The sequence below is a fragment of the Exiguobacterium sp. s89 genome, from assembly GCF_018617735.1.
GTDB classification, from domain to species: Bacteria; Bacillota; Bacilli; order Exiguobacteriales; family Exiguobacteriaceae; genus Exiguobacterium; species Exiguobacterium marinum.
This window is the reverse complement of record NZ_JACSKS010000001.1, coordinates 803,609-827,160: the sequence shown is the minus strand read 5'-3', so window position 1 is coordinate 827,160 and position 23,552 is coordinate 803,609. Positions and strand designations below refer to the sequence as shown.

Sequence of the window (23,552 nt, the reverse complement as noted above, 5' to 3'; positions counted from 1 at the left end):
GTTTAACCACGGAAACGGAACGTCTCATAGACGTTCCACGTTTCGTTTTCGAGTTCGTACATGACGGCCATCCGTGTGATGGTCTCTTCAAAATGAACTTGTTCCATACGCAACCGCTCGAGTACATCGAACAGTTCCGCATCGGTCAAATCTTGACCGATGGTGATGTGCGGCAAAAATTCATATTTCGGCGGTTGATTGAGGAGACCTTCATGTAACCGCTGGTGAAGCGTGGATAGTTCACGTGTCGGGAGTACCTTCAAATACAATACATTGTTTGTTGGTGCGAAAGACCGGACACCATCGACTTTTAGATGAAGCGGTTTAGTCGAATCTGCGACTTGCTGTAAATATTCTAGTACTTTCGGCAACTCTTCTTCTGACACTTCTGTACGTGCTTTAATTGTCACATGAGGTGAAATTAACGCATATTTCGTGTCATAACGTTTTCGATAAGAGTTCGCAAAATCTTGCACTTGTTTTGACGGAAATAAGACTACCCCAATCTTCATTCCTCTTCCCCCTTTAATCGTTTACACTACATGTTTATGATGAACGATTTAATAAGCGAAGTCAAAGCAGGGTTCGTCTTTTTTTCGATTTTTCAGTATAATGGTTATATCATATAGAGAGATTATAACTCTCTGAACGAAGGGATGTGAAGCAGGATTCCGATCCTGCGCATACAATGAAACACGTACCACACTCACGAGACGTCCGAGACGCGGCTCGTGCTCGTCTATTCGAGCGCGGCGTCACGATCGAATCGATTGCGGAGATTGTCTATCAGATGCAAGCACCTTACTCACCGCATCTTTCATTAAAAGACTGCATGGATTCTGTCGAGGCGGTTCTCGACAAACGTGAATTACAACATGCAATTCTTGTCGGCTCAGAGCTTGATATGTTGGCAGAGAAAGGTCAGTTATCAGAACCACTCTTATCAATTATCGCATCTGATGAGGGATTATTTGGTGTGGATGAAACGATTGCGATTGGTGCCGTCAACACATATGGTTCGATTGCCGTGACCACATTCGGATACTTAGACAAGGCAAAAATAGGTATCATCAAGCAACTTGATACGAAGATGGACGACGGTCAAGTGCATACGTTCATGGATGACCTCGTCGGCGCGATTGCGGCAAACGCTTCAGGGCGTTTGGCACACCGGTTACGCGATATGGTCGATTTCGGAGAAGAAGAGATACGTGAACGAAAAGGGTTATATTGATGGCGTGGACACCGAAGAAGGTGATGATAGCCGGGACGGTCGCTTATGTGATCGTGTCGGTGTTTGTCGTTTTAGGGGCGGTCGATCCGATGAACACAATCGTATATGAATGGTTACAACCGTTACCGAATCGTATATTTTCATACGTAACAGAATTAGGGAGCGCTCAAGTAATCGTTGGACTCTCGATTTTAGGATTGTTGTTTTGGTTATGGCGAGGGAATCGTGTCGAGGCATGGCGCCTAGCGCTCGTGGGAATCGGGACACTTCTGTTGACCCAAGTGTTAAAACTCATCTATGGAATTGACCGACCCCTCATCGATGCGTCTCTTGATGCGACGACGTACAGTTTTCCGAGCGGACACGCTTCCGGTTCGTTTGCGCTGTATGGATTGATGGCGTATGTACTGTATCAAAAGAGACAGTCGAAGGTCGCTATTGCAATACTCGTCTGTCTTGTGGTTGCAGTGTCGCTAAGTCGGGTCATCTTAAATGTTCATTACTTTAGTGATGTGCTCGGTGGATGGTTCGTTGCACTGACCATGATTGCACTCTCTGAATGGTTCATAAGGAGGAAGACAGTTTGATCATCGTCGTAGATGTAGAAAAATGGCTGTTTGTTCACAAAAAAGAAGCGGATGAAGCATCAATTCCTACGATTTTAGTGGAAAAAGATATTGAGGGGGCAACGTGGTTCACTTCGATGAGAATTTTGTTCCAATTGAAAAAATGGGCGAGTCAACGCCAGTTTATCCCGCTTTTATCTTATAATGAAGGGACGTATCATTCGTATGAAGTGTTTCATGTCGATGCCGTCCCACCGATGACGTTACTCGATGGAGGACGGACGTTACTTGTGAACAACCAACGTGACGAGACTTACGATCTCGCCTTGCAGAAAAGTGGGCATGAATCGGAAGAATCCGTCTTGTCGTTCGCGCTTCACTATATTGAACAGGCGACAGGCGAAGATGTCGTGTTTGCGGGAAATGGTACGATTGACGTATCTCGAGTCGTTCCAAACGAATTATGGGATGCGACTAACCGACTCGATTCCGGCCGTCGCCTTTTTGAGTGGATGAGCGAAGAAGACTCACGTAAGGAGAATGGACATGACTGATTGGGAGACAACGTTTCAGCAATTGTTAGAGGGACAAGTAGAGGAAGTGAAAGTGCCGAAAGAAGACTTCTTATTTGTTCGAACTATGTTAATTGAGAATGGTTGGCTTTTCGAAGTTGTAGGGGAAGCCAAGCATGGGGGAATAACCATCTATCGGAAAAATTCGATCACGCCGACTTCATAATATAAAGAGAAACGAAGGAAAGTTCTGATTTTAGATAAAGAAACAAGGTCTTTCTCCCACACGGAGACAAGACCTTGTTTTGTTTAAGCGTTTGAAGCTAATTTGATTTTTTGTCGTTTCATCTTGTGTAGTAACCATGCATAAAGGACTTCACAAGAGTTGTGAGGAAGGGTCAGCTCCACAAGAGGGTGAGCATGACCAAATATAGTGAAGCGCGAATGGTCCTCGTCGAGCAGAGAGACTTGAATGTCGGTCGCATCCTGTAGTGAAATGCGTTGTTCCCCTGCATGAGCATCTTTTAATTTCAGCATTTTTCCATTCGTCGCAAACTTGGTGAACGAAGAGACTCCTTGTACTTTCAGTTGTTCCATTTCGTGTATCTATCCATCCGCGTGATGAATAGATTTTCACCTCGCTTTCTCTATATTGCCTTCCATTCCTCCAGAAGGTTATTCCTAGTATAACGCCTCATTCAGAAAAGAAAAGTGTTAATTTAACAAAAAATTAAGACAATTTGTTATCAATTTTTAAGGATAGCGTTCAAGCCCGGTTATGAAGGGAAATTGCTTGAAATAATCAGTCTGAAAATAACAAAAAAGAACCTCTTGTCCAGAGGTTCAGATACGTTAGTTACATGTGTGACCTTATAACCGTTCGATTTGCCAAGTACGACGGCGATACATCAACTGTCCTTTAAGTGCGATGGACTCTTTCTTGGCGTCGAAGTCTTCTTCGAGGACGGACATGTCCTCATAGCGGCCAGCCACATAGAAAGAAATAACAATTTGTCGATTGAATAAACTTCGTTTTGTATGATCGAAGTCGATGATTAGCCCTTGAGGTGCCAAGTCGAGCAATTCATCAATTACAGGAAGTGGGATCGGGACAAAACTAATGTTGCGAATGTCTCGGTCGAGTTTACTTTGCAACATGTTTTGAACAAATCGATTGATGGTCGACCAGTCTCGAATGTAGAGGCTACTGTGCCGATCGTTCGCTTCGTTGAAAAAAGCAATCTCATTATCGAGCGAATCCAAAAATGGTTTTTTAATCCCACGTTCCATATGACTTAAAAACAGGATCTCTGCAATCTCATGATCAGACAACGTTTCAAGTGTGTTGTAATCTGGAAAGTCGATTGCTGTGAATGTCGTTTGGTTATTCAAATACTTTGACGAGAACGAAGAAAGCTCATGCGCTTCGATATAGCGAAAACGTGACCGTGATGATTGCCTCATCCCTTTAATATCGGTTCGACAAATGATCATCGGTCTCCTTACGGAAAAAGCCTCTGTTACATCGGCCAATGTTACACCATGAAGCGTGAATCGTTGGACGTCTCGGTCTAGTTTCAAATAAAAGAGTTGTTTTGACATATGGTATCCCCTCAGTTTGACATACTACATTCATAGTAGCAAAAACACTTGGTTTCTGCCATCTTGAGACGATTACTGAGGATTGAGTTCGATACATTTGGGAAAAGACAAGTATAATTGAGGAAATGAATAGGAAAGGCGGGTTCCATATGTGGGGATTGAAACGTAGTTTTCCTGAGCTCGCTACGCCACGGTTTATCCTTAGGGAGCTTGAACCGCGTGATGCAAGAGCGCTTTATACCATCTTATCCACGGAAGAAGTGATGCGATATTATGGGTCGGACCCGTTGCTTGCCGTCTATGAAGCGAAGAATGTGATCGCTTATTTTAAAGATCAATTTCAGCAAGGGAAAGCCATCCGCTGGGCGATTTGCGATCGATTTACGAACGATTTGGTCGGAACGATTGGATTTCACAATTGGACCGCCCAATACTATCGTGCTGAGATTGGATTTGAGGTCTCTCATCATTATTGGAGACAAGGTGTGGCGTTTGAAGCGGCTACGGCTGTCATCCAGCATGGATTTGAAGAGTTCAAGTTCCACCGAATTTCCGCATTGGTCGCACCAGGTAATGAAGGCTCGAATCGACTCGTACAAAAACTCGGGTTTATCGAGGAAGGATTATTGAAAGATTATGCGTACAGTCATGGTCGTTTTATGGATTTGACGATGTATCGATTACTCAAAACAGAATGGGAAGAAAAGGAGCATTCAATCTTATGAAAGCACTTGTCTTGTTACATGGGTTATGTGGTTCGCCACAGTACTTTGAACAGTTAGAACCTTTGCTAGATGCGGAAGTTCATGCATTCATATTACCGGGTCATGCAGGCACGGAAGTGGGACCGGAAACGATGGATCAGTTCGCGGACTGGGTCATTGAAGAGATACGACTGCGTAATCTTGACAAACCACTCGTGTTCGGGCATTCATTCGGGGGGTATGTGACTACAAATCTCGTTCGTCGTTATGAGAGCGAGTTGTCAGGGTTTGGACTGATTCATTCAACCGCTGCATCAGATTCAGAAGAGGCTAAAGAAAAACGTAATGCGGCGATCAATAAAGTCATCGAAGAAGGGGTAAAGCCGTTTATCGATGGGATGATTCCGAGTGTCTTCTCGAATGATTCAGACCCTATGCTCGTCGAAAATGCGATTAAGATTGGATACCATATGTCGGTCGATGGAATTGTGAATGCGCAACGAGCGATTCGGGATCGTGAAGATGAAGTGAACACTGTCGAGGCAACTGAACTTACGGGATTATTCATTTATGGAGAGAAAGATCCGAACATGAATGAGGACCGGGCGTTTTTAGGTGCGAGTCGTCACACGACCGCCGTTGTCCCTTACAGTCATATGGGAATGATGGAAGCACCTCAGGAAGAGGCTGCGATTATTAATCAATGGCTACAGGAGGCTTCTCATGAAAAAGTATAAATTGATTGCGATTTCTGGCAGCCTTCGGAAACAATCATTCAATACGGCTCTTCTCCGCTCAATCATCGGACTTGCTCGAGACGATTTTGACATTGAAGTTGTCTCAATCGAGCTCCCATTATTTAATGATGATTTGATTGACCCGGATGAACCGGAAGTGGTGGCAACTTTGAAACAAGCCGTTCGGGAAGCGGATGGATTACTGATCGTCACTCCGGAATATAATCACAGTATCCCAGGTGTCTTGAAGAACGCGATTGACTGGCTCTCGCTCGAACCGGGTACCCCACTTCGGGATAAATCGGTCATGATTGCCGGAGCGTCTCCAGGTATGCTCGGAACGGCCAGATGCCAGATTCATCTTCGACAAGTATTTGCCACAAATCGAGCAAATGTTTTACCAGGAAATGAAATCTTTATAACGCATTGTAAAGACAAAATCGGGGAATCAGGACTTCACGATGAAAAGTCCATTAGACAAATTAAAAAAACGTTATCTGAGTATTATAAATGGATTGAATTTTGGAAGCGTAGCGCAAAAAATTAACTTGAAGTCGTTCTTGTTGTTTGATAGAAAGGAATTGTGAAAACAAACACAAGAGGAGCGACACCAAAATGGAAACTTACATCGAACTGTACAATGGCGGCGAATTAGGTGATCGGGCGGTAATGAACGATGGAATGACGTTTGGACGTATGACGATTGTAGAGTTGTTCTATCAATCCAATCATATTTTCGGTTATGTAAAAGAAGACGGAGAAAAACGTTTCTTCCTTGAACCGATTGCAGATGACGACACGTTTACTGTGGATGGTGATACGTATTCGCTCCAACAGTTCATCGCGCTGTTCTAAACATAAATAGACGAATGATTGACGCAAGCGACTCGCTTGCGTTTTTTTGTCATTTTCGTCACGATGAAGAGTGAGGTGATGAGAATGAAACTAGTAGCAATTGAACCAACACCAAGTCCAAATAACTTGAAAATTATCGTAGAACCTCCATTTGAAGGAAGAGGCACCACGTATGACAAAGCGAATACCGATGCTCCGGTCATCATTCAGGAGATTGTCGCACTTCAAGGGGTGAAATCAGTCTATGCTGTATCTGATTTTATCGCTGTCGAACGTCATCCGAAACATGATTGGCACGACGTGATGAATGAGATTCGTCGAGTTTTTGGGGAACAAGTCGAGGAAGTCGAGACCGCCCAAATGGATACGGACTATGAACCGGTTCACGTTTCTGTTCAGTTTGTACTTGATGTTCCGATGCAATTAAAACTCGTCAAAGGGGACGAGGAAAAACGAATCGGACTGTCGAAACGATTCGTTGATGCAGCGATGGAAGTTCAAGCACAGGTGAAAAATGTTATCCAAGACCGTCGTTGGGTGGAACAAGCCCCACGTTATGGCCAACTGGATGAAGTCAGTGCCGTCGCTCAAGAAGAGTTGGAGGCTGCGTATCCAAAAGAACGTGTCGAACGCATTGTAGCTCGGGCATTCGGACGCGAGGCTGATTTTGAGACGAACGCGAATCATTTACAATCGGAGAACTGGAAAGATCGGATGGCATTCCTAGATGAACTCGAAATCCATCATGAAAATATGCCATATTTCCGTCGTGCACTAGAAGATTCAGTGATGGCCATCCGTCGACAGGCTGTCGTGATGATCGGGATGTTTGAAGAGCGACGTGAGGAATATGTCACATATATCGAACAAGCCTTAGTAGACGCTTCTCCTATTGTGAGGCGCACAGCTGGGGACACAGTCTCAGACTGGGCGTTACCTCAATCACAGCCATCGATGATTGAGGCGCTAAAAGATAAGAACAAACTTGTCCGTTGGCGTGCGGCTCGATTCTTGTTTGATTGTGGAGATGAACGTGCTGTCCAAGCCCTATCAATTGCCGAAGAAGACCGTGAATTTGAAGTTTCATTACAAGCAAGACTTGCGAAAGAGCGGATCACGAGCGGGGAAACGGCACTCGGAACGGTATGGCAACAAATTTCTAACCGCTCTAAATAACTTGTTTCGTTCGACAAGTGTTGAATCAATTTGATTTACAATTTAAGGTAAAGAGGAGCGTCTGCAGTGCGGATTGCTCCTTTTTTCATAAAATCATATGCACATTTCCCCAATTGCTTAACATTTGATGTAAGCGTTTCGACAATAGGTATAATGTCATTGGTTCACTGTCGAACGATAGGACATATATATCGGTTTAAGATTGGTACACTAGGTTTATCACAGATGAACAAAGGAGCCTTACTTATGATATTGTTTGCAGAAACGCCTGAACTTGTAGCTTATAAGGAAGTAGTAGGAGAAACGATGGTCGTCACGTTTGAATCGATGCACAGTGAGACGTTCTCGATTACGGCTCAAGTCCGGTCTGATCTCGATATCGCAGATTCATTGTTCATGACCGGCTGGCAGCAATACATGGAACAAACTAAAGTTTCGTAAAAAAGGTAAATAATATAAGGAAAATCATTACAAACGTCTGCACTTTGTATACACTAGTGCTATAGACGTTTTTTTATTTTGTTGAGGAGAGTGGGATCCATGAAGAAAACTTGGTTGCTCGCCGTAGTGACGGCAATCTTATTAGTCGTAGCAGGGTGTGGTAAAGAAGAGGCGAAACCGAGTCAAGTGAACAGTGATTCGTCTGAACCACCGGCTCCATTGACGCTCGACACGGAAGTGGCATACGATTCATCTGCAAATACACTGTCGGCAACAATCAAAATGACGAACCCAAATGAAGAAGCCGTGGACGTGACATTCAATACGTCACAGCGCTATCAGTTGATTATCAAGCAAGGTGACAAAATCGTATTTGATTATGGTAGCGAATTTATGTTCACGGAATCGATTATTGAAGAAAAGTGGGCAGCGGATGAACAAAAGATCTTCGATGAGGTCTTACTGTTAGATGAATTAGAGGCTGGTGAATATTCAGTCGAAGTGGTCGGGCTCGCTCAAGTCGACGGGGCTCCGGAAATTGCTGTAACGGATGAGACGAAGTTCACAGTTGAACGATCTGTTTCAGAAAAACCTGAAGAAGATACTTCAGAACCATCTGCATCAGAACCTCAATCAGATGGTGCGTTCCGTGATGTACAAATTGATGTGAATGACACGATGATTCAAGTTAGTGGTTTCACGGACGAGGTAGAGTTCGAGTGGTCTGTATCAGATGGGCATAACCTGTATGCACAAGGAGCAGCTGAAGTCACAGGAGGCGGATTCTCGTTTGGCGTGTTGCTCGACGAAGCGCCAGCGGATGATCAACAATTGTTCTTAGAAATGACACCGATTGGTGGAGAAGTCACATCATTTAAAATTCAATAACTTTCTTGACGGAAACGATTGTTTCCGTCTTTCTTTTTTTTAGAGTGCTAGTTGACGGGGTATAAGGATTATCGGACAATAAAGCAAAATGAGAGAATAGTGGGAGGGTCATCCATGCAACAACATATCATTGAATCAACACATGTCAAACCGACCATCGATCCGAAAGAGGAGATTCGACAGCGGATTGACTTCTTGAAAACTTACGTGAGACGAGCTGGTGCGAAAGGACTCGTCCTAGGTATTTCAGGAGGACAAGACTCAAGTTTGGCCGGAAAACTATGTCAACTCGCGATGGAAGAGCTGCGATCGGAAGAGGATGGAAACTATACGTTTTACGCGATAAGATTACCATATGGTGAACAACATGATGAAGGTGATGCGCAACTTGCTCTTGAGTTTATACGCCCGGACAAAGCATTGACCATCAACATCAAACCTGCTGTCGATGCATCACTTGAGGCGTTCCGACAAGCGACTGATCTTGAATTGAGTGATTTCCATAAAGGAAACACGAAGGCGCGAGAACGAATGAAAGCTCAATATGACGTCGCGGCAACTTTCGGTGCCCTCGTCGTTGGTACCGACCATGCAGCAGAGTATGTGACAGGATTTTATACGAAACATGGCGACGGTGCATGTGACCTCACACCTTTGACTGGCTTGAACAAGCGTCAAGGAAAAGCACTTCTCCACGAATTGGAGGCTCACGAACGTGTCATTTATAAAGTACCGACAGCAGACCTTGAAGATGGTCGTCCTGGACTTCCTGACGAAGTGGCGCTTGGTATGACGTATGATCAACTAGATGATTATTTAGAAGGGAAATCCATCGACCCGGAGATTGCCGAACGAATTGAGACGATTTTCAAGCGTTCACGTCACAAGCATCATATGCCTGCCTCTTTGTACGACGAGTGGTGGCAATGAAAATAGGAGAAGCTGTCGCGATGACAGCTTCTCCTTTATTTGTTTCACGCTTTCTTGAAAGGGGCGAACTGAATAATCAGAATGCATGTGAATGCGATGAAACTGAGTAAAGGAATTGTGACGAATCCAAAGTAGTTGACCCAGCGAATCAGGCAGTCGTTCGTACAGAAAGCCTCTCCATTAGGGATGCGTTCTAAAATCACGTGGTATAGGCTAATACACCATCCTGCTCCGGCCATGATTCCGACAAACAAGCGGTTGACATCACGAACGGTCAACATGGTGGTCAGATAGTAGATGGCCAGCGGATACATAAAAATACGCTGGAACCAGCATAATTTACACGGTAAAAAGAGCATAACTTCAGAATAATAAAGGCTGCCGAGTGTCGCGACAGCTGCGAAGATAAAGGCGAAATGACGGCGTTGCATCAGAATTCCTCCTAATACTCAAAATATTGAATAAACATGATATGATACATTGAAACAAATACTTATTCAGTATACAATCTTTCAAACGATAGAGAAACAGGTGACGTGATGCAAGTTTCAGAAGTAGAAGTGTTAATTATTCTTGCAGAAGAATTGAATATGCGTAAAGCGGCAGAGCGATTGTTCGTCTCACAACCGGCTCTCAGTCAGCGGCTCGTGACAATCGAGCATCAATGGGGGAAGAAGATTTTTGTTCGTTCGACCCGAGGGCTCGCATTGACACCAGATGGCGAGAAAATCATCGAGTTTGCCAAAAAGATGTACAGTGAAGAACAGGAACTAAGAGGCGAGCTGACAGCAAACCAAGGAGAAGTATACGGGACATTGAAAATCGCCGTCGCCTCTATCATGGGGCAATATTGGCTACCGAAAGTATTAAAGACGTTTGTGGAACGATATCCGTCCGTTCGAGTGAAGTTGGTCACAGGATGGTCGAGTGAAATGATGCGTTATATGCTTGAAGAAAATTATCATATAGGGATTATACGAGGGAATCCGGACTGGCGGGGCGAGCGTATGAAGTTGTTCTCCGACTCCTTACACTTGGTCGATTTGAAGATGACCGAACTCTCCCAACTGAAAAATAACGAACGCTCGTTCATTCAGTTTAAGAGTGATTCGACTTATTACCAGGAAATATTAGAGTGGTGGCAAGAACGGTTTTCAAGTCCGCCACTCACGACGCTTGTCGTAGATCAGATTGAAACGTGTAAACAGATGGCGTTACATGGAATCGGCTTTGCAATTTTGCCGGAGTCGACCATCAAAGATGTCAATGAGATGAATAAGATCCCATTGACCTCATCAGCTGGGGTGCCGCTTGTTCGAGACACTTGGATGCTCTCGACAGAATCGATGTTAGAGTTGGCGCAAGTTCAAGCATTTTGGAATATTGTTGAAGAAGTAACGAAGGAGACTGAATCATGAATTGGGCAATCGAAGCGAGAAGACAACTACATTTAATTCCAGAGGTCGGGTATGAAGAGTTCAAAACACAAGCGACTCTTGAACAATTGATTCGTTCGCTCGATTCACCACGTGTTCAGATCACGCATTGGCGGACGGGGCTCTTTGTACGTGTAGATGGACTTGTCGGTGAAAAGACGATTGGATATCGGGCTGATATGGATGGGTTACCCATTACGGAAGAGACAGATTTAGAATTTGCATCGATTCATGAAGGGATGATGCATGCGTGCGGTCATGACGTCCATATGTCCATCGCGCTCGGATTGATTAAACGTGCCGTCGAAGTACCGTTTAATCATCATCTCGTCATCTTCTTCCAACCTGCTGAAGAAGGACCGGGGGGAGCGGAACCGATGGCGAAATCTGAGTTGTTCTATCACTTTCGTCCAGATGCGTTATTCGGCTTACATGTCGCTCCTGAATATCCGGTCGGGATGGTAGCTTCAAGACCCGGTGTGCTATTTGCAAGCGCGCGCGAGCTCCATATGACGATTCATGGTAAAGGAGGGCATGGCGCCTTTCCTCATGCTGGGATTGATGCTGTCATCGTTCAAGCTGCGCTCATCATGCAACTGCAAACAATCGTGTCACGGAACATCGACCCGATGGGAAGTGCGGTCGTCAGCATCGGAAAGGTCGCGGCCGGGACGAAAGAGAATATCATTGCTGATACGGCTAAATTGGATGGGACGGTACGAGCATTGTCTGATAAAGAAATGGTCGTGCTCGAGAGTCGGATTCGTCAAGTCATCGCCGGGGTCGAGATGACGTATAACGTTCAAATTGATCTTGAATTCGGGAATCGCTACCATGAGGTCGTCAACGATGAGCGCTATCTCTATCAATTCGAAGAAGCGGTCGAAGAGGTGGGCTATTCGTATAAGACTTGCGTACCAGCCATGACGGGCGAAGATTTCGGATATATGCTGAAGCAAGTCCCGGGCTTCATGGTTTGGTTAGGGGTAAACGACATGGGGTCGGGTCTCCATCAATCGACACTCAATCCGGATGAACGTGCGATAGAAGTTGCCATTGATTTATTTGATCACTACTTCCGTACAGTCATGATTCAATAACTCGGAGCGGTCGCGTTTGTGACCGCTTTTAGTGTGTTCAAATAGGAGTGAAGCTTGGTGGAAAAGGGAAAAGTGAATGAATGTAAAGCGACGATTTTGTGGCGATTGCTCAAATGTGAACATTTTGCGAACTCAAGCATTAGGACATTACAGCGCAATACAAAATCATTATGATGAAAGTATCGAAGGGTATTCATCTGTGATTGTCGCTTCATACATGTTTCGAAGCGATAGAGAGAGATAGGAGGTAATCAATAGATGTTTCAAGATCCTGTCCTGATGAGCCGGGCATTGACGGCACTCACATTAGGGTTTCATGTGATTTTTGCCACACTCGGCGTCGGGGTTCCACTTTTAATCTTATTGGCAGAATTTTTAGGGATTCGTAAAAAAGATCCGAAATACACGCTCATGGCTCGACGATGGTCACGTGGCTATGTCGTGACGGTAGCGGTCGGTGTTGTGACGGGTACGGCAATCGGTCTACAGCTTTCTCTATTATGGCCGAATTTGATGCGCGTCGCGGGTCAAACGATTGCGCTCCCGCTGTTCATGGAGACGTTCGCGTTCTTCTTTGAAGCGATTTTCCTCGGAATTTATTTGTACACGTGGGATCGCTTTAAAAATCCGTGGCACCACATGCTTCTCGGCATTCCGGTAGCGGTAGGTGCATTGTTCTCAGGATTTTTCATCACAACGGTAAACAGTTTTATGAACCAACCTGTAGGGTTTGATATTGTCGACGGTCGTTTGGCGAACGTTAGTCCCCTTGAGGCGATGTTCAGTCCGGCGATGCCGACGAAGATGGCTCATGTGCTGACGTCTGCGATTTTAACATCTGCGTTCATCCTAGCAGCGATCGCAGCCGTACAATTGTTGCGTCAACGTCGTAATCAACTCGACAAGATGTCGATCGAGTACCACAAAAAAGGTCTTCGTTTGACGATGACAGTCGCACTGATTTTTGCGATTGCGACAGCGCTTGTTGGTGATTTCTCAGGTAAATATTTGGCTCAATACCAACCGGATAAATTAGCGGCAGCTGAATGGCACTTTGAAACCTCCTCCGAGGCAGAATTGATTCTCGGTGGTTGGTTAGAAGATGACGGTGAAGGCGGATATGAAGTCCGAGGGGCTTTGAAGATTCCTTATGCACTTTCTATTCTCGCTGGTGGTGTCCCGAACTATGAGGTGACAGGTCTAGATGAATTCGCAAAAGAAGACCAACCGCCGCTCTTTGTTCACTACTTTTTTGATGCGATGGTCGGAATCGGGATGCTTCTCGCGCTCATCTCTTTCCTATTCGTACTAGGGCGCTATATTAAGCGATTGAATCAGTTCAGTAAACCGATGCTCTTTGCGATTGCAGCCGGCGGACCGCTTGCGATGGCAGCGATTGAATTTGGATGGTTCTTCGCTGAGTTTGGTCGCCAACCTTGGGCGCTTTATGAGTTGATGCGCACGAGTGATGCAGCTACGACATCGGCAAATGTCGGTTGGATGCTTGTCGCTTTCGCGATCCTCTACGCGGTACTTGGAACAGTCACAGTATTGGTTCTATCACGCCTGTTCAAAGAGAACCCAGTAGGGAAAGAACTAAAACAATCCGAACATCGTGGTGAAGCGATGTTTGCGGATGAAGTGTGATCGGAGGGTATGACATGCAAATTCAAGAATTAGGGATTGCCGTCTTATGGACGTTCTTGTACGGCTATCTCATCGTCGCATCGATTGACTTCGGTGCAGGATTCTTCGCCTTTTATAGTCGCTATACGAAACGCGACCATCTAGTGAACCGACTCGTCAAGCGGTATTTGTCCCCGACATGGGAAGTTACGAACGTATTTTTTGTCTTCTTCTTTGTCGGAATTGTTGGATTCTTCCCTGACACGGCTTACTATTATGGGACGGCATTACTCGTTCCGGCATCTGTAGTTTTAATCTTGCTTGCGATTCGTGGTAGCTTTTATGCGTTTGCGAACTACGGGTCGAAAGAAAGTACGCTTTATGTATTCCTTTACGGGGCGACCGGGTTACTCATCCCAGCTTCGATGTCGACAGTATTGACGGTCAGTCAAGGTGGTTTTATCACCGAAACGGAAAACGGAGTCATCTTTGACGCGGCGAAGTTGTTTACCAACTTCTACTCGTGGACAGTCGTCATTTTAGCAATTGTCTCGGTCCTATATATTAGCGCCATGTTCCTTTTGTTCTATGCGGACAAAGCACGTGATCGAGATGCGGTAGAACTCGTCAGAAAATGGGCTCTCTTTTGGAGTGTACCGACGATTATTGCTTCAGGGCTTGTCTTCTTCGGCTTGAAGTCGCAGGCGGCTTGGCACTATGAAAGTATTCTAGGAGGAAACTGGTGGTGGTTCGCGATGAGCTTCCTCTTCTTCGTCATCGCCGTCTCCTTCGTTTATATGAAACGGAACTACGGTATTGCTTTCCTGATGGTTATGGGACAATTTTTCATGGCTTGGTTCGGATACGGATATTCGCACTTGCCGTATATCTTGTATCCGTACATCGATATCAATGGAAGTGTCGTCAACGAGTCGATGGCGGTGGCGCTCGTCATCGTATTCATCTTAGGATTGCTCCTTCTCGTTCCGGCGCTCTATCTCTTGCTTCGTTTGTTCTTGTTCGACAACGACTACGTACGAGGGAAACGCTCGAGTGGAAAAGCATAATGTCAAAGACGGGATTTCCTTTATTTGAAGGGAATCCCGTTTTGTTTTTTGTATAGAGTTTTGAAGTGGAATCAGTTAAACTGAACGAAGAATCAAGAAGAGAATATGTGTAGGAAAGGGATGTAGCATCATGACAGGTGAATTTGCAGTCATCGGATTAGGACGGTTCGGTGGGTCGATCGTCCGTGAATTGTCTTCAAACGGATACGACGTCCTCGCCATCGATTCCGATGAAGAACGTGTCAACGAGTTTATGGGGTTGGCCACTCATGCCGTTATTGCCGATACGACCGATGAGAACGTATTGAAAAGTTTGGGGATTCGTAACTTTGAACATGTCATTGTCGCAATCGGAGAAAACATTCAAGCTTCGATTTTGACGACGTTAATATTAAAAGAGCTCGGTGTACAAATCATCACGGTGAAAGCGACAAACGATTACCATGAAAAAGTCCTTCGTCGAATTGGGGCAGACAACATCGTCCACCCAGAACGCGATATGGGCGTTCGAATTGCAAATGGATTGATGAGCCAAAGTATTCTCGACTATCTTGAGTTATCGAATGAACACTCGATTGTCGAAATCAAAGCGTCTGATAAGTTGTCGAACAAATCTCTTATTGATTTGGACTTACGGGCGAAATACGGGGTGAACATTGTTGCCGTTCGTCGCGATGATGATGTCCTCATTTCTCCGCAGGCGGATGAAATGATTTTATCAGAAGATATTTTGATCATCATTGGTAAAGATACTGATCTAGATAGACTCGAGCGGACGTTACGTTCGAAATAAAAAAGACCTCTTGAGCGATACCGTGATTGTTGAATCGTTTGATCCAACTCGACGGTTTGACTCAAAAGAGGTCTTTTTTTAGATTAGCTTCATGGTCTTCAAACCGTGTTCGATACCATCTTCGAGGATTGATTTTGTCACAAAATCCGCAACGTCCTTCGCTTCAGAACGAGCATTGCCCATGGCGATACCTGTCCCTACATATTGGAGCATGGCTAGGTCATTCAAAGCATCTCCGAAGGCGTACGTATTTTCAACGCGGTAGCCGTTCGTTTCGATAAAGTGACGGATGCCATCGGCCTTACTTGCCCCTTTATTGATCACGTCCATCGCATGAGGGTGCCAACGAATGAAATCGAACTCCTGATAGGTACCGATATAGTGATGTTCATCTTCTGGCGTACAGTAGAGGAGTGTCTGGTACACATCCTCTTCCACGTGGAAGTTCGGTTCAAATCGAGGAATCGGCATGGCAAGCTCTCCGAGGGATTGATTGACAATGGTATCATTCGGTTTTGAGGCGCCTCCACTGTCCTGTCCTAAATAGACGAGGGTATGGTCATTTGATGTGGCGTGAGTCGTCAAACGGGTTAAGGCGTCTTTTGAGAGCGTGTTACGATACACGATTTCGCCTTGATGCACAACGATTTGACCGTTGTAACATACAAGGCTGTCAATCCCGACGCGTTCCGGGATGTCCGAGAGCATGGCTGGTCCTCGCCCCGTAGCGATAAATGTTTCGACACCGTTTGCCTGCAAAGCTTGAATTGCTGAAATCGTTGAAGGTGGAATATAACTTCCTTCATGTAAGAGCGTTCCGTCAATGTCGAAAAAAACAACTTTTTGGTCTTCCATTTGATTCACCATTCTTTCTCTTTGTCTAAAAATATGTTTTTCGAACCCACTAAAAGGATAACATGAATTAGGGAAACTACCACGAATATCACATCGTTAGTGAAATATTGGCATGATATGAGCTATAATGAAAAAAGAATCTTACGGGCATATTCGAGAATCACTTATGTTTCACATAGATGTATTAATAATTAAAGTAAGGAGAGATTAAATGAAGTTTGTTAAGAACCACCAAACAGCTGTGTTCGCATTAGGCGGACTAGGAGAAATCGGGAAGAACACATACGTTGTTCAATTCCAAGATGAAATCATCGTCATCGATGCGGGAATTATGTTCCCAGAGGATGACTTGCTTGGAATTGACTATGTGATTCCAGATTACTCGTACTTGATTAAAAATAAGGACAAAGTAAAAGGGGTATTTATCACGCACGGTCACGAAGACCATATCGGTGGGATTCCATTTTTACTAAAGCAAGTTCAGTTACCGATTTATGCGACAAAACTCGCCCTCGGTTTGATTAAAGTAAAACTAGAAGAGCACGGATTGTTACGTGAAGCGGAGCTCCATGAAATTGATGAAGATGCAATCGTTAAATTCCGAAAAACGAGCATCTCGTTCTTCCGTACGACTCACTCGATTCCGAACTCACTCGGTGTCGTCGTGAAAACACCACAAGGGAATATCGTCCATACGGGTGACTTCAAGTTTGACTTCACTCCGGTCGGTGAACCAGCAGACCTCGCTAAGATGGCGGAAATCGGAAAAGAAGGTGTGCTCTGTCTTTTATCTGACTCTACCAATGCGGAAGTCGAAGGTTTCACGATGAGTGAAAGTGTTGTCGGAGGTACCATTAGCGAGACGTTCCGTAAGGCAGACGGTCGTATCATCTTTGCAACGTTTGCATCAAACATCTATCGATTACAACAAGTGGTCGATGCGTGTGCCGAGACTGGACGCCATCTGATGATTTTTGGTCGCTCGATGGAAAAAGTCATGACGATCGGGCAAGAGCTCGGTTTCATCAACGTTCCGAAAGGGATGATCATTGAGACGAATCAAATGCGTCATTACGACCCGAATGAGATTGCGATCCTTTGTACCGGCTCACAAGGTGAACCGATGGCCGCGCTCAGTCGCATCGCAAACGGGACACACCGTCAAGTGTCGATTATTCCTGGAGATACGGTCATCTTCTCATCTTCTCCGATTCCTGGTAACGCCATTTCCGTCGGGAAGACGATTGATCAGTTGTATAAAGCAGGGGCGGACGTTGTCTATGGGAAGTTGACGAACATTCATACATCAGGACACGGTTCGCAACAAGAACAGTTGTTGATGATTCGTCTTCTCAATCCAAAATTCTTTATGCCGATTCACGGTGAATATCGGATGTTGAAGAAACATGCGGAACTTGCTGAATCCGTTGGCATCCCGAAAGAGAACAGCTTCGTCATGGATAACGGGGAAGTGCTCGCCGTCGATGCCGATTCGGCTGCTGTCACCGGTAAAATTTCTGCGAACGCTGTTTATATTGATGGAAATGGAATTGGCGACATCGGAAATATCGTATTAAGAGACCGACGCATCTTGTCTGAAGATGGACTCGTTGTCGTCGTCATCAGTATCGACGGCAAGACACGTAAACTCGTGTCAGGACCAGATATCATCTCACGAGGATTTGTCTATATGCGTGAATCAGGTAGCTTGATTCGTGATGGTGAACGTCTGTTGAAGAAAACGGTCGAGCAAGGATTGTCAAATAAGCAGATGAAGTGGTCGGAGATGAAGCAACTTGTGTCTGAGACGCTCACACCATATTTGGCACAAAAGACGCGGAGACACCCGATGGTTCTACCGATTATTATGGAAGTGTGATTTCAACGGGCTGTAGAAAACTACAGCCTGTTTTTTTTCACCGCAATTAAGGAGGGGAAAGTATGGCTAATAAGACTGGGAAAAAGAAGTGGTGGAAGTGGGGGACGGCAATCATTGCGGTCATTTTTCTCATCACGCTCGTATATCATCAAATCAAACCATTACCGGAAGGGGTGTCACGTCAGTCCGAACCGTATATGATTTCGGATGACCAAATCGATTTTCTACATGATCTGACATATCAGGGTGAGGATACAGAAATTGTCGAGCAAGAAATCTTTAATGAAGTGGAACGAGCCATTCGAGAGGCGAAAGATTATATCGTCATGGACTTCTTCTTATTTAATCCTTATTCGAACGAAGATCGGCAATATCCAGATATTACTTCAAGACTCTCTTTCGCGTTGCTTGAACAAATGGAACGCTATCCAGACTTGAAAGTCGTCTTCATCACAGATGAAATTAATACAACATACAACGGTCACGTGTCAGACCATTTCGACGTACTAGAGGAAGCAGGGGCAGAAGTCGTTTACACGAATCTTGACGAACTTCGTGACCCGAATATTTTATACTCCTCGTTTTACCGGATGGCGATTCAATGGTTCGGAAATAGTCAGGACGGTTGGTTACCGAATCCGATGGCCTCATCTGCGCCGGACATTACTGTTCGTGCGTATTTGAGGCTGTTAAACATCAAAGCGAACCACCGGAAGGTCATGGTCACTGAAAATGAAGGGTTCGTGTTATCTGCGAATCCGCATGACGCCAGTGGGTATCATTCAAACGTCGGTGTCCATCTGAAAGGACCGATTTTAAAAGAAATCATTGAAGGCGAGCAAGCGGTTGCGACGTTCTCGAAAGGGGATGCACGACGCTTCCCGGATGACGAGGCGTTGTCTAGCATTGAGAGCGAACCGTCTGAGGCGACAATGAAAATTCGTTATGTCACGGAAGGGAAGATTCAAGAGTCGGTGCTCGACGCGATGAATGGAGCGGACGACGGAGATACCGTTTGGATCGGAATGTTCTACCTGGCTGATCGGAATATCATCCAGGCAATCGAGGACGCCGCGGGACGAGGTGTGACCGTTAATTTGATTCTCGACCCAAACACGAATGCGTTTGGTCGTTCAAAGTCGGGATTACCGAACTTACCGGTGACAGCCGAACTAAATACCGTCAACCCGGAACGAATCGAGATTCGCTGGTATGACGTTGGCAAAGAGCAGTATCACCCGAAAATTCTATATGTCGATGGAGATGAGAAAACGGTCGTGTTAGGCTCTGGGAATTATACGACCCGAAATATGAACGACTATAATTTAGAGGCAGATGTCGAAGTGAAGGGGGAAGGGGATACAGCATTCTTTGATGAAGTGGACGGGTATTTTAATCGTTTGTGGAATAACGAGAACGGGACATATGCGGTAGCATATGACGAAATACAAACAGACATTCCACTCGGTAAGTACGCAATCTATTGGCTTCAAAAAGTCACGTGGACGATGACATATTGAAAAAAACAGCTATCCTCAGTCAAAAGGGGATAGCTGTTTTAACGTTAATTCGTCTCAATGGGATTAAATTCATTCGTGTATTCGTACAAGAATTTCCCCGTCTCTTCCAATACATCGCTCTTTCGATGGAGCGAGAAGTGGTCATACGGGACGGTTTCGGTTTGAATATTATTCGTATACTCTTCTAGTAGCAGAGAACTGGATTTCTCGATAAGATTAAATTCGCCACCTCGTCCGGAAAATGAGAGTACTTGTACGGAGCGTGGCCATGTCTCAAGTTTTGATTGGAATGCTTGCAACCCATCCGAGTTAGGTGATAAGTCACGGATAGCGGGACTACCTGTATTGATTCCGAAATTACTTGCAGATAGTCCGAAGTTCGCAAGTCGTGTGCCGCCGAACGGACTATCAAACGTGACGAACTTATCCACGATGTAAGTCTCTTGATTCAGGATATAGTTGGCAGCAGCAACACCACCCATACTGTGACCGATAATATACATGCGATCAAACGAACGATTTCTTGTTTTTTTATACGTTTCGATGGCAGCGTTAAACCACTTCGTCTGGTTGTTTAAAGAAGCCTCCGCATCTTCGAATTCGATTCGGACAATAGGGCGATTCGAACTATAATCATAAATTTCACAATCGGCTTTTCCTTTTACAGTAACAGTGCAGAGTGCGCCATCAGTCGCTTGACCACTTTGTTCCATAGCTTGAGAGAAGCGAAGGAAGGTCCGATCTGTACCGAGTAGACCATGCACTGCAAAAGTAGGGATGAATTCATTCGTTTGTGAAGCTTGACGAACCGCCTCAGATTGTCGCTCGTTCGCTAACTCTTGTTGGAATGTGACAATGATGAGCGATAGCGATAGCGAGACAATTAAAAGTCCTAGCAGTCGTGAACGAATCGAGGTCTTTCTCGGATTGCCAACATTTCGACGATATTTACGCCAAATAAAATAGGATAAGATTACCGCCGCAATGAGTACGATGATCGTCACAATCCACGCTTTGATGTTTGGCACGTGGGCGACGAGCTTCAAATTGTTTTGGCGTCCTCCATATACTTGCCACTCAACATGTTTCATAGAACGGAGATCAAGACCGGTCCCGTCCTCGACAAACACGCCGGTCGGCACGTTCAAGTTGAAACGGATATCGGCTTGACGGATATACCGCTCAGCTAACTTTTTAGGAGACCCTGTCAGTTCAACTCCTGGTAAGTCGACTTGATCAAGTCGAAGGTCGAGGTTCGTCTGAAGGGTGTAAGAATCGAACCAGATACCCTCTCGCTGTTCGATGTCGAATCGAATGTCTGGAGGAACCAAAATTCCAGCTGGACCCGTTTTCCACTCTTCTTTAATCTGTTGCAACTCATCCACATTTTTAAATGTCTTCCTCAAAACCATTCCTTCATAGTCGTCGGTACTCGAGTAATCATCCGTTTCATACCCGTTATCCTCAGCCTGTTCTTTCCATGTATCCCAATCGAGCCTGAGATTGAGCAACTTCATGACCGGATGTTCCCGAAAGGCGTATGTCGTTTCGAGAGAAACGGACTGATCGTAGTTTACAGTCGCGTCATAATTAATACGTACACATCCCCCGATTAAAAGAAATAAAAATGGGAATAGTAACAACAGTGCCCTTTTTCTCGAACTAAACATGTTAAATCGGTTCGCCGTAAGTTTCTAACGGGTTCGCTGTATTGATACGGTCATAAAACAAAATTCCGTCCAAATGGTCGAGCTCGTGCTGACAGACGATGGCGCGCATTCCGCGTAAGCGAAGCTTAATCGGCTTCCCGTCTCGGTCGAACCCTTCTAATGTGATTCGACGAAAACGAGGTACATTTCCTTTGACCACGCGGTCTACCGATAAGCAGCCTTCCCCACCATTTAAAAATGTTTGTTCGACGGAATGGCTCGTAATTTTAGGGTTGAAGATGGAGAGTTTGAATGTCTCTTCCTCTTCTTGAAGCAGTATCGTGAAGAAACGACGGTTCACGCCGAGTTGTGGAGCAGCGATTCCGACACCGCCCCGCAGCTCATATTTTTCGCTCATTTCTGGATCTTGACTATTGACGAGGAACGTCTCCATCTCGTCGAGTAATGCCAAATCTTCTTCTTTTGGCGGAATCGGTACTTCAGTTGAGCGAGCGCGAAGCCGTTCATCTCCCTCGCGAATCACATCTTTCATCGTTAACATAAACAACTTCCTTTCTATCAAACGTATACGTTTGATTATATCATATTTAAACAGGAAGTAATGTGGATGGTACAGAAGGTGAAATGAAAATAATACAGCGGTAAAAAAGACGTAATAACCCTTCAATGTAAGCGGTTTATTTTAGTGAGCATATTTTTTGCGTTATTGTAACAACCCGTTTTATACTAACAAGGAAACGGCAGGATAGAATAACTTTCCTGAATCACGTTAATACAGATTGCTTTTTTGGACAGATACACGTAAGATTTGAGATAGTGTTTGATCACAAAAAAGACAATTGTCTCATAGTTGAAAGGATGAGGTGAAACGAATGAACAACGTTCAGGTACTTCAAAACGTGGAAGAAAATTTCCAAACGTTCCGTATTCTCGACGAGAAGGGTGAGGTCGTCAACCAAGACGCAATGCCTGACTTAACGGACGAGCAACTTCAGGAGCTCATGCGCCGCATGGTCTATACTCGAATCTGGGACCAACGCGCCATCTCACTTAACCGTCAAGGACGCCTAGGATTCTACGCGCCAGTGGCAGGTCAAGAAGCGACGATGATCGGGACGCAATATGCGCTCGACAAAGAGGACTGGATTCTTCCAGGATACCGTGATATTCCACAACTCGTATTCCACGGACTTCCGCTCTATCAAGCATTCTTGTTCTCACGTGGACACGTGGCAGGAAACCGCATCCCTGAAGGTGTCAACGTATTGATGCCACAAATCATCATCGGTGCACAAATCGTTCAAACTGCGGGTGTGGCAATGGGTCTCAAACGCAACGGCAACAAAAATGTCGCCATTACTTACACCGGTGACGGCGGGTCATCACAAGGTGACTTCTACGAAGGATTGAACTTTGCAGGTGCATTCAAATCACCAGCAATCTTTGTCGTTCAAAACAACCGCTTCGCTATTTCGACGCCAGTTGAGAAGCAGACGGCAGCTAAGACGATCGCGCAAAAAGCTGTTGCAGCTGGAATCAACGGAATCCAAGTAGACGGAATGGACATTCTTGCAGTGCTTGCAGCGACACAACAAGCTCGTGTAGACGCACTCGAAGGAACACCTACACTCATCGAGTCACTCACATACCGTTACGGACCACATACGCTTGCTGGGGATGACCCAACACGTTACCGTACAAAAGAACTCGATACTGAGTATCAAGAAAAAGATCCGCTTGTTCGTTTCCGTCTCTTCCTTGAGAACAAGAAGCTTTGGAACGAGGATATGGAGAACGAAGTGATCGAGCAAGCGAAGGCAGATGTGAAAGAAGCAATCAGCCAAGCTGACAAAGAACCAAAACAAAAAGTTTCGGACTTCATCAACAACATGTATGAAGAACTTCCTTCAAACTTGAAAGAACAGCTTGAAGAATATACTGCAAAGGAGTCGAAGTAAGTT

General features: G+C 45.1%; 27 protein-coding genes. 20 read left to right on the top strand and 7 right to left on the bottom strand.

The annotated features are described in order from the left end of the window. Positions 1-2 precede the first annotated feature (2 nt). Positions 3-512 carry a YjcG family protein gene (locus KNO96_RS04260; RefSeq protein WP_214700736.1) on the bottom strand — a complete coding sequence of 170 codons (510 nt, stop codon included), beginning with the start codon at positions 510-512 and terminating at the stop codon, positions 3-5. Between the two features lie 176 nt (positions 513-688). On the opposite strand from KNO96_RS04260, the gene KNO96_RS04255 reads away from it, so the two are divergent. Genes KNO96_RS04255 through KNO96_RS04240 form a run of 4 tightly spaced genes read left to right on the top strand, consistent with a single transcriptional unit; the run spans position 689 to position 2,538 of the window. Then, positions 689-1,234, top strand: a complete 546-nt coding sequence (locus KNO96_RS04255) for a phosphatidylglycerophosphatase A family protein (RefSeq protein ID WP_214700764.1) — start codon at positions 689-691, stop codon at positions 1,232-1,234. After that, entirely contained in the window at positions 1,234-1,821 is a 588-nt protein-coding gene (locus KNO96_RS04250; RefSeq protein ID WP_214702321.1) for a phosphatase PAP2 family protein, read from the top strand. Before KNO96_RS04255 ends, KNO96_RS04250 begins: the two co-directional genes overlap by 1 nt. Next, positions 1,818-2,354, top strand: coding sequence for a hypothetical protein (locus KNO96_RS04245; RefSeq protein ID WP_214702320.1), 537 nt, complete (start codon positions 1,818-1,820; stop codon positions 2,352-2,354). The genes KNO96_RS04250 and KNO96_RS04245 overlap by 4 nt, the downstream gene beginning before the upstream one ends. After that, the gene (locus tag KNO96_RS04240) at positions 2,347-2,538 is read left to right on the top strand and encodes a hypothetical protein (protein ID WP_214702319.1); all 192 of its coding nucleotides are present in this window, start codon (positions 2,347-2,349) and stop codon (positions 2,536-2,538) included. The genes KNO96_RS04245 and KNO96_RS04240 overlap by 8 nt, the downstream gene beginning before the upstream one ends. A gap of 83 nt (positions 2,539-2,621) precedes the next feature. On the opposite strand, the gene KNO96_RS04235 is transcribed toward KNO96_RS04240, so the two are convergent. Together KNO96_RS04235 and KNO96_RS04230 are read right to left on the bottom strand one after the other, a co-directional pair. Then, positions 2,622-2,909, bottom strand: a complete 288-nt coding sequence (locus KNO96_RS04235) for a hypothetical protein (protein WP_015881237.1) — start codon at positions 2,907-2,909, stop codon at positions 2,622-2,624. Between the two features lie 273 nt (positions 2,910-3,182). Continuing rightward, positions 3,183-3,914, bottom strand: coding sequence for a hypothetical protein (locus tag KNO96_RS04230; RefSeq protein WP_214700743.1), 732 nt, complete (start codon positions 3,912-3,914; stop codon positions 3,183-3,185). Positions 3,915-4,063: 149 nt separating this feature from the next. Here KNO96_RS04230 and KNO96_RS04225 point away from each other — a divergent pair, with 149 nt between their 5' ends. From KNO96_RS04225 to nadE, 8 genes are all read left to right on the top strand, one after another. After that, positions 4,064-4,639, top strand: coding sequence for a GNAT family N-acetyltransferase (locus tag KNO96_RS04225; protein WP_026826388.1), 576 nt, complete (start codon positions 4,064-4,066; stop codon positions 4,637-4,639). Further along, a complete protein-coding gene (locus KNO96_RS04220; RefSeq protein ID WP_051545982.1) occupies positions 4,636-5,355 on the top strand; it encodes an alpha/beta fold hydrolase in 720 nt (239 codons plus the stop codon). Before KNO96_RS04225 ends, KNO96_RS04220 begins: the two co-directional genes overlap by 4 nt. Further along, positions 5,342-5,902 carry an NADPH-dependent FMN reductase gene (locus KNO96_RS04215; RefSeq protein WP_214702317.1) on the top strand — a complete coding sequence of 187 codons (561 nt, stop codon included), beginning with the start codon at positions 5,342-5,344 and terminating at the stop codon, positions 5,900-5,902. The genes KNO96_RS04220 and KNO96_RS04215 overlap by 14 nt, the downstream gene beginning before the upstream one ends. Positions 5,903-5,970: 68 nt before the next feature. After that, positions 5,971-6,210, top strand: a complete 240-nt coding sequence (locus KNO96_RS04210; RefSeq protein WP_026826385.1) for a hypothetical protein — start codon at positions 5,971-5,973, stop codon at positions 6,208-6,210. Positions 6,211-6,294: 84 nt separating this feature from the next. Then, positions 6,295-7,386, top strand: a complete 1,092-nt coding sequence (locus KNO96_RS04205) for a virulence factor (RefSeq protein ID WP_214702315.1) — start codon at positions 6,295-6,297, stop codon at positions 7,384-7,386. 246 nt (positions 7,387-7,632) lie between these two features. Next, on the top strand, positions 7,633-7,827 hold the full coding sequence (locus KNO96_RS04200) for a hypothetical protein (protein WP_015881244.1): 195 nt from the start codon (positions 7,633-7,635) through the stop codon (positions 7,825-7,827). A gap of 99 nt (positions 7,828-7,926) precedes the next feature. Then, positions 7,927-8,715 carry a BsuPI-related putative proteinase inhibitor gene (locus KNO96_RS04195; RefSeq protein WP_214702313.1) on the top strand — a complete coding sequence of 263 codons (789 nt, stop codon included), beginning with the start codon at positions 7,927-7,929 and terminating at the stop codon, positions 8,713-8,715. Between the two features lie 114 nt (positions 8,716-8,829). Beyond that, positions 8,830-9,645 carry an ammonia-dependent NAD(+) synthetase gene (nadE, locus tag KNO96_RS04190; protein ID WP_214702311.1) on the top strand — a complete coding sequence of 272 codons (816 nt, stop codon included), beginning with the start codon at positions 8,830-8,832 and terminating at the stop codon, positions 9,643-9,645. 44 nt (positions 9,646-9,689) lie between these two features. Here the strand turns inward: nadE and KNO96_RS04185 are convergent, their stop codons facing one another. After that, complete coding sequence (locus tag KNO96_RS04185) at positions 9,690-10,076, bottom strand: disulfide bond formation protein B (RefSeq protein WP_214702309.1); 387 nt, start codon at positions 10,074-10,076, stop codon at positions 9,690-9,692. A gap of 108 nt (positions 10,077-10,184) precedes the next feature. On the opposite strand from KNO96_RS04185, the gene KNO96_RS04180 reads away from it, so the two are divergent. The 5 genes from KNO96_RS04180 to KNO96_RS04160 all read left to right on the top strand — a co-directional run bounded on the left by KNO96_RS04180 (position 10,185) and on the right by KNO96_RS04160 (position 15,667). Then, positions 10,185-11,063, top strand: a complete 879-nt coding sequence (locus KNO96_RS04180) for a transcriptional regulator CcpC (protein ID WP_026826380.1) — start codon at positions 10,185-10,187, stop codon at positions 11,061-11,063. Beyond that, positions 11,060-12,181: an N-acetyldiaminopimelate deacetylase gene (locus KNO96_RS04175; protein WP_026826379.1), complete on the top strand. Its 1,122-nt coding sequence runs from the start codon at positions 11,060-11,062 to the stop codon at positions 12,179-12,181. Before KNO96_RS04180 ends, KNO96_RS04175 begins: the two co-directional genes overlap by 4 nt. 258 nt (positions 12,182-12,439) lie before the next feature. Continuing rightward, complete coding sequence (locus KNO96_RS04170) at positions 12,440-13,828, top strand: cytochrome ubiquinol oxidase subunit I (protein WP_214702307.1); 1,389 nt, start codon at positions 12,440-12,442, stop codon at positions 13,826-13,828. Positions 13,829-13,842: 14 nt separating this feature from the next. Beyond that, the gene (locus KNO96_RS04165; RefSeq protein WP_026826377.1) at positions 13,843-14,874 is read left to right on the top strand and encodes a cytochrome d ubiquinol oxidase subunit II; all 1,032 of its coding nucleotides are present in this window, start codon (positions 13,843-13,845) and stop codon (positions 14,872-14,874) included. Between the two features lie 130 nt (positions 14,875-15,004). After that, the gene (locus tag KNO96_RS04160) at positions 15,005-15,667 is read left to right on the top strand and encodes a potassium channel family protein (RefSeq protein ID WP_026826376.1); all 663 of its coding nucleotides are present in this window, start codon (positions 15,005-15,007) and stop codon (positions 15,665-15,667) included. Positions 15,668-15,745: 78 nt separating this feature from the next. Here KNO96_RS04160 and KNO96_RS04155 read toward each other — a convergent pair whose 3' ends face one another. Then, positions 15,746-16,534 carry a Cof-type HAD-IIB family hydrolase gene (locus KNO96_RS04155; RefSeq protein WP_200868284.1) on the bottom strand — a complete coding sequence of 263 codons (789 nt, stop codon included), beginning with the start codon at positions 16,532-16,534 and terminating at the stop codon, positions 15,746-15,748. A 199-nt stretch (positions 16,535-16,733) separates the two neighbouring features. On the opposite strand from KNO96_RS04155, the gene rnjA reads away from it, so the two are divergent. Together rnjA and KNO96_RS04145 are read left to right on the top strand one after the other, a co-directional pair. Then, positions 16,734-18,401, top strand: coding sequence for a ribonuclease J1 (gene rnjA / locus KNO96_RS04150; protein WP_026826374.1), 1,668 nt, complete (start codon positions 16,734-16,736; stop codon positions 18,399-18,401). 62 nt (positions 18,402-18,463) lie between these two features. Beyond that, complete coding sequence (locus KNO96_RS04145) at positions 18,464-19,921, top strand: phospholipase D family protein (RefSeq protein WP_214702305.1); 1,458 nt, start codon at positions 18,464-18,466, stop codon at positions 19,919-19,921. 44 nt (positions 19,922-19,965) lie between these two features. Here the strand turns inward: KNO96_RS04145 and KNO96_RS04140 are convergent, their stop codons facing one another. Both KNO96_RS04140 and def read right to left on the bottom strand, forming a co-directional pair. Next, positions 19,966-21,591 carry an alpha/beta hydrolase gene (locus KNO96_RS04140; protein ID WP_214702304.1) on the bottom strand — a complete coding sequence of 542 codons (1,626 nt, stop codon included), beginning with the start codon at positions 21,589-21,591 and terminating at the stop codon, positions 19,966-19,968. Between the two features lies 1 nt (position 21,592). Next, a complete protein-coding gene (def, locus tag KNO96_RS04135) occupies positions 21,593-22,132 on the bottom strand; it encodes a peptide deformylase (RefSeq protein WP_026826371.1) in 540 nt (179 codons plus the stop codon). A gap of 331 nt (positions 22,133-22,463) precedes the next feature. Between def and pdhA the strand changes: the two genes are divergently transcribed. Beyond that, complete coding sequence (gene pdhA / locus KNO96_RS04130) at positions 22,464-23,549, top strand: pyruvate dehydrogenase (acetyl-transferring) E1 component subunit alpha (protein WP_026826370.1); 1,086 nt, start codon at positions 22,464-22,466, stop codon at positions 23,547-23,549. Positions 23,550-23,552 lie beyond the last annotated feature (3 nt).